Annotated in this window: 6 protein-coding genes; all 6 read right to left on the bottom strand. The window is 63.6% G+C overall.

The window, feature by feature from the left end; translation table 11 throughout:
• Positions 1–507 precede the first annotated feature (507 nt).
• From DM807_RS12535 to fabF, 6 genes are read right to left on the bottom strand one after another with little or no spacing between them, the layout of a single operon-like run.
• The gene (locus DM807_RS12535; protein ID WP_012271169.1) at positions 508–1,290 is read right to left on the bottom strand and encodes a TatD family hydrolase; all 783 of its coding nucleotides are present in this window, start codon (positions 1,288–1,290) and stop codon (positions 508–510) included.
• Positions 1,291–1,320: 30 nt separating this feature from the next.
• Positions 1,321–2,307, bottom strand: coding sequence for a DNA polymerase III subunit delta' (locus tag DM807_RS12530; RefSeq protein WP_012271168.1), 987 nt, complete (start codon positions 2,305–2,307; stop codon positions 1,321–1,323).
• Complete coding sequence (gene tmk / locus DM807_RS12525) at positions 2,300–2,932, bottom strand: dTMP kinase (protein ID WP_012271167.1); 633 nt, start codon at positions 2,930–2,932, stop codon at positions 2,300–2,302. The genes DM807_RS12530 and tmk overlap by 8 nt, the downstream gene beginning before the upstream one ends.
• A gap of 9 nt (positions 2,933–2,941) precedes the next feature.
• A complete protein-coding gene (gene mltG / locus DM807_RS12520; protein WP_012271166.1) occupies positions 2,942–4,144 on the bottom strand; it encodes an endolytic transglycosylase MltG in 1,203 nt (400 codons plus the stop codon).
• Positions 4,145–4,148: 4 nt separating this feature from the next.
• On the bottom strand, positions 4,149–4,964 hold the full coding sequence (gene pabC, locus DM807_RS12515; protein WP_060515144.1) for an aminodeoxychorismate lyase: 816 nt from the start codon (positions 4,962–4,964) through the stop codon (positions 4,149–4,151).
• Positions 4,964–6,208: a beta-ketoacyl-ACP synthase II gene (gene fabF, locus DM807_RS12510; RefSeq protein WP_179027430.1), complete on the bottom strand. Its 1,245-nt coding sequence runs from the start codon at positions 6,206–6,208 to the stop codon at positions 4,964–4,966. The genes pabC and fabF overlap by 1 nt, the downstream gene beginning before the upstream one ends.
• Between the last annotated feature and the right edge of the window lie 73 nt (positions 6,209–6,281).

Here is a 6,281-nt window from a genome sequence, read left to right as displayed (position 1 = left end):
TTTTTGGTTACTTTTTGTCGCGTTTGACAAAAAGTGACTCGCCGTAAGGGCGAAAAGGTGAGTCAGTGTCGCCATCGCAAACGGACTGTTCGCTGAGTCAAAACAGTCAAAACTGCCTTGCTTCTTGCTTCTTGGATGTGGGCCTTCACACCGAGTAAACATTCATTCACTCAGGTGGCGCAAAGTCACCTTTCCGCCCTTACGGCGGGTCCCTTTTTGTCGTGGCAAAAAGGAACCAAAAACCGTCCGCTCCCATCATCCGGCCCCTACGCTACGCTTCGGGGTCCCCTCGCTCCGGGCTTGCTCCCGGGAGGACCGCGCTGCAGGCCCCATCCTGGGGCCCAGCGCTTGACGGGCATCCATGCCCGTCACCTCCCTCCGCAAGCCCTGCGCTCGGCCTCCTGAAGTCGCAATCTGCGTCGCCTGAACTACCGCGCGCTTAGAAGCAAAAGCCGAAGCAAGAGCAAGAGCAAGAGCAAGAGCAAGAGCAATCAGGCTCGTGCTCTATCAGGCCACCCGCGCCAACGGGAACAACCGCTTGAAGTTGGCGGTGGTCTGCTCGGCCAGTTGCTCATAACTGGCCCCGCGCAACGAAGCCACATACTCCGCCACTTCCCGCACATACTGCGGCAAGTTCGGCTTGCCGCGATACGGAATCGGAGCCAGATAAGGCGAATCGGTCTCCACCAGCAACCGATCAACCGGCACCTGCCGCGCCACCTCACGCAGGGCATCAGCATTGCGGAAGGTCACAATGCCAGACAGCGAAATGTAATACCCCAGGTCCAGTGCGGCCTTGGCCATGTCCCAGTCCTCGGTAAAGCAGTGCAGCACGCCAGCCTGCGGCAAGCTGGCCTCGCGCAACAGCGCCAAGGTATCGGCACGGGCCGCCCGCGTATGCACGATCACCGGTTTGCCGGTCTGCCGCGAGGCCTCCAGGTGCAAGCGGAACGAGGCCTGCTGCAGCTCGGCAGCCTCCGGCTCGTAGTGGTAATCCAGCCCGGTTTCGCCAATCGCCACTGCATGCGGGTGGGCCAGTTCGCGCAACAGCCATTCCAGCGCCGGGGTTTCGCCTGGAGCCAAGTCCAGCGGGTGCACACCCACCGAGCAGTCGACGTCAGCGTACTGCTCGCTAAGCGCCTTCACCGCGCCAGCATTCTCGGCACTCACGCCAATGCACAGGAAATGCCCGACCCCGCGCTCACGCGCCGCCTGCAGGGCAGCATCGAGCGAGCCCTGGTGGGCGCTGAGGTCAAGACGGTCGAGGTGGCAATGGGAATCTACAAGCATGGGATAACAGCACACATGAAAAATGGGATATCAGCGGGCGCCGGGCAGTTGCAGCCAGTGGGCCAGCAGCGATTCAAGCAGCAGGGCACGGTTGAGGTTGGCCTTGCCCAGCACCTTCTGGCGCTGCTCAAGGATCCACGCCTGCACCTCCAGCACCTTGGCCTGACGGCTCTTCTGCGCAAGGTATTGCACCACCTTGCGCATATCCGCCAAGCCTAACCCCTCCTCGTCCTGGGTCAACTGGTAGCGCAGGATCAGGTGCGCCCAATCGCAGAACCAGTCGAACAGCCGCAACAACGGTACAGCGTTCCAGGCGTCGGCCAACTGGCTGGGCGATTGCTGCTGCTTGAGCAGCTTCTTCACCCCGTCGGTAACCAGCGCGCGTTGCTCGCGCACACCCTGAGCTTGCAGGCTAACCGCCATCAATGGCGAACCGGCGGCCAGGGTCAGCAGCTCATCGCGCTCAGCCTCATCACTGTCGGGCAACGCGCCAGCCAGCCAAGCCTGGCTCTGGGCCAGGCTGGGCTGCGGGCAGGCAACCTGCTGGCAACGACTCTTGATCGTTGGCAACAGGCGACTTGGCTGATGCGTGACCAACAGCAGCACGGTATCGCCGGAAGGCTCTTCAAGGCTTTTCAGCAGCGCGTTGGAGGCATTGACGTTCATCGCTTCCACCGGCTCGATCAACACCACCTTGCGCCCACCCAGTTGCGCCGTCTGCACCACGAAGGCCACCAGCTCACGGACCTGGTCGACCTTGATCGGTTTGTCGGCTTCCTCGGGTTCGAGGACAAAGTTGTCCGGGTGGCTGCCAGCCTTGAGCAACAGGCACGACTTGCACTCGCCACAGGCCTCCAAGCCCAGCGGTCGCTGGCACATGAGGCGGGCCATCAGGCGCTCGGCCAACGCTCGCTTGCCGATGCCTTGGGGCCCGTGCAGCAAGTACGCATGGGCGTGCTGGCTGCGCCCAGCCAGTTGCTGCCACAGCGCTTCCTGCCAAGGGTAGGCCTCAGCCACGGCAACGCTCCACAATGCCTGGCAGCAGAGCGTCGATGTCACGCTGCACGGCCTCCAGGGATTGTGCGGCATCAAGCAAGCTGTAGCGCTGCGGCGCACGCTGGGCGCGCTGCAGGTACGCCTGGCGCACGGCTTCGAAGAAGGCCTGGCCCTCCTGCTCGAAACGGTCCAGGCGGCCACGGGCGGCGGCGCGGGCCAGGCCCACTTCCACCGGCAGGTCGAAGACCAAGGTCAGGTCCGGGCGCAGGCCGCCCTGGACGAACTGCTCCAGGGTTGCGATACGCTCGACCGACAAACCACGGCCACCGCCCTGATAGGCATAGGTGGCATCGGTGAAACGATCACACAGCACCACGGCCCCACGGGCCAATGCCGGACGGATCACCTGCGCCAGGTGCTGGGCGCGCGCGGCGAACACCAGCAGCAGTTCAGTGTCGGCCGCCATGCTTTCATCACTGGGCGCCAGCAGCAGTTCGCGCACCCTTTCCGCCAACGGTGTACCACCAGGCTCACGGGTCAGCACCACGTCCAGGCCGTGCTCGCGCAGGCGCGCGGCCAGGTAGTCGCGATTGGTGCTCTTGCCCGCGCCTTCGGGGCCTTCCAAAGTAATAAACAAGCCGCTCACAGGCAGTCCTCAATGTTGTTCGTCAGGCGTTGGCCGTTCGGCCGCTTGCGCACCGCCGGCAGGGGCATCCTGCACGGGCGGTTCATCGGGCGCTGGCTGCGCGGCCGGCTCGTCCGCCGCTGGCGGCTCAGGCTGCTGCGCGTCGTCGGCGTCATCCACGCCTGGCTTGGTGTCTTGCTGCGGCGCGGGGCTGGAACGGTAGTCCGCCCGGCGCTTGAGCTGGAACTCGCGCACCGCCGAATTATGATCATCGAGGTCATCGGAGAACACATGGCTGCCATCGCCACGAGCGACGAAGTACAGGCTGGTGCCATCGGACGGGTTCAGTGCCGCGTGAATAGCCTCGCGGCCAACCATGGCGATCGGGGTCGGCGGCAGGCCTGTCATGGTGTAGGTGTTGTAGGGCGTAGGCTCGCGCAGGTCGGCGCGGGTGATCTTGCCGTTGTAGCGTTCACCCATGCCGTAGATCACTGTCGGGTCGGTCTGCAGCATCATGCCCAGGCGCATGCGCCTCACGAACACGCCGGCAATCTGCCCGCGCTCCTGCGGAATTCCGGTTTCCTTTTCCACAAGGGAGGCCATGATCAACGCCTGGTACGGGTCGCGATACGGCAGGTCGGTCGTGCGTTCGGCCCACTCCTTGGCCAACACTTCATCCAGGCGCATGTAGGCCTGCTGCAGCAACTCGACGTCACTCATGCCCCGTACGAAGCGGTAGGTGTCCGGGAAGAAGCGGCCTTCGGGGAACACACCGGTATGGCCGAGCTTGTCCATGACCTCGGCGTCCGACAAGCCCTCCAGGGTATGTTTGATCTTTTCATGCTTGGCCACGGCCGAGCGCACCTGGCGGAAGGTCCAGCCTTCGACCAAGGTCAGGTTGTACTGCACCACGTCGCCCCGGCGCCAGGCATCGAACAGCTGCTCGACGGTCATGCCGGGGGTAAGGCGATACTCTCCGGTATGCAGCGGGGTACCCGCCATGTTGAAGCGCCAGTACAAGCGCAACCAGACGGCGTCGTCGAGCAACCCTTCCGTTTGCATGCGATAGAACATGCGGTTGGGGGTAGTACCATTGGGCACGTCGAGCAGGCGCTCCTGCGTCACGTGCAAGGGCTGCTCCAGGACCGAGTTGACCTTCCAGGCCGACCAGCCTAGCGCCAGGCCGGCGAGGATCAGACCCATTTCCAGCAACAGCAGGAATTTACGTCTCACGAATTCAGGTTTCCAGTAACGTACGGGCAACGGCCTGCAGTGTTCGGGTGAGCGGGCCCGGCGACCAGTTTAGCGCGGCTACGCCACGTACGGGCCAGACACCGTAGACGCTGTTGCAAACAAATACTTCATCAGCCTGCTCCAGCGCATCGTAGGGCAGGTCGCAGACCTGCACCGCAATACCCAGCAGTTGGGCCTGCTCCAGCAACGCGCCACGCATCACCCCAGCCACACCACAACGGCCAAGGTCGGCGGTGAGCAGCACGCCATCACGTACAAGGAACAGATTGCTGTACACCCCTTCGATCACCCTGCCCTGCCCGTCACGCATCAACCCTTCGGCATGTTCACTGTCCTGCCACTCGGCACGGGCCAGTACCTGCTCAAGGCGGTTGAGGTGTTTGAGGCCGGCCAGCAAGGGTTGTTCCCCAAGGCGTGTCTGGCAAGGGAACAAACGCACGCCGTGTTCGGCATGCTCGACAGGATAGCTGGGTAATGGGCTGCCTTGCAGGATGCGCCGCGGCGCGGCACCCGCAACCGGCGCATAGCCACGCTGGCTGTCGCCACGCGTAAGAATGAGTTTGGCGACGCCTTCACCGAGCTGGCTGGCGTAACGCAGCAGTTCGTCGCGCACCAGCGCCAGGTCGGCGCCGATCGCCAGGCGCTGACACCCCAGCGCCAGGCGTGCGAGATGACCGTCCAGCAAGCTGGGCCGACCGCCACGCACGGCGATGGTTTCGAACAACCCATCGCCGTAGGCCAGGCCGCGATTCTGCAGGTTGACTGCAGTCGCCGGCTGGCCATCGATCCAGCTGTGCATCAACCGGCGAACCGGCGGAACACCAGCGAGCCGTTGGTGCCGCCAAAGCCGAACGAGTTGGACAACACCACGTCGATCGGCATGCTGCGCGCATGGTGTGGCACGAAGTCGAGGTCGCAACCTTCGTCCGGCTCGTCCAGGTTGATGGTGGGCGGGGCCATCTGGCTGTTGATGGCCAGCACGCTGAAGATCGCTTCCACCGCACCCGCGGCACCCAGCAAGTGGCCGGTCATCGACTTGGTCGAGCTGACCGCCAGCTTGTAGGCATGCTCACCGAATACGCGCTTGATCGCAGCCACTTCGGCCACATCGCCCGCTGGGGTCGAGGTGCCGTGGGCGTTGATGTAGCTGACTTCTTCCGGCTGGATGCCAGCATCGCGCAGCGCGTTGGCCATGCAGCGGGCAGCGCCTTCACCGGTGTCGGGAGGCGAAGTCATGTGGTAGGCGTCGCCGCTCATGCCAAAGCCAACCAGCTCGGCGTAGATGGTCGCACCACGGGCCTTGGCATGCTCCAGCTCTTCAAGTACCAGGGCACCGGCACCGTCGGACAGCACAAAGCCGTCACGGCCCTTGTCCCACGGGCGGCTGGCACGGCTTGGCTCGTCGTTGCGGGTGGACAGTGCACGCGAAGCACCGAAACCGCCCATGCCCAGGCCGCAGGCTGCCATTTCGGCACCACCGGCGATCATCACGTCAGCTTCACCGTAGGCGATATTGCGCGCGGCCATGCCGATGCAATGGGTGCCGGTGGTGCAAGCGGTGGCGATGGCGTAATTCGGCCCTTGCAGACCCAGGTGGATCGACAGGAACCCGGAGATCATGTTGATGATCGAACCTGGCACAAAAAACGGCGAAATGCGGCGCGGCCCCGAATCGTGCAGGGTGCGGCTGGTTTCTTCGATGTTGGTCAGACCACCGATACCCGAGCCCATGGCCACGCCAATACGCTCGCGGTTGGCGTCGGTGACCTCCAGGCCAGCATTACGCACCGCCTGGAAACCGGCCGCCAGGCCGTACTGGATGAACAGGTCGAGTTTGCGGGCCTCTTTGGCCGACAGGTACTGCTCAACCTCGAAGCCTTTCACCGAGCCGCCAAAACGGGTGGAGTAGGCAGACAGGTCCGTGTGTTCGATCGGACCGATGCCACTGCGGCCAGCCAGAATGCCCTGCCAGGTGCTCGGTACATCGGTACCCAGTGGCGACAGCATACCCATACCGGTGACCACGACGCGTCTACGCGACACAGTACTCTCCTTTTCTAATAACAGAGTCTCTTGCGATTACATTCAAGCGCTGGAATGGAATGGCAACAGGCTC

It is taken from the genome of Pseudomonas hunanensis (assembly GCF_013393325.1).
In the GTDB taxonomy this organism is placed as follows: domain Bacteria; phylum Pseudomonadota; class Gammaproteobacteria; order Pseudomonadales; family Pseudomonadaceae; genus Aquipseudomonas; species Aquipseudomonas putida_P.
Note: the sequence above shows the minus strand (reverse complement) of the source record. Positions and strands in the feature narration are given on the sequence as shown.

What these genes read in the sequence shown, in the direction of transcription:
- pabC (WP_060515144.1), bottom strand. Translation starts at nt 4,964, where the DNA reads ATGCACAGCTGGATCGATGGCCAGCCGGCGACTGCAGTCAACCTGCAG.
- DM807_RS12535 (WP_012271169.1), bottom strand. Translation starts at nt 1,290, where the DNA reads ATGCTTGTAGATTCCCATTGCCACCTCGACCGTCTTGACCTCAGCGCC.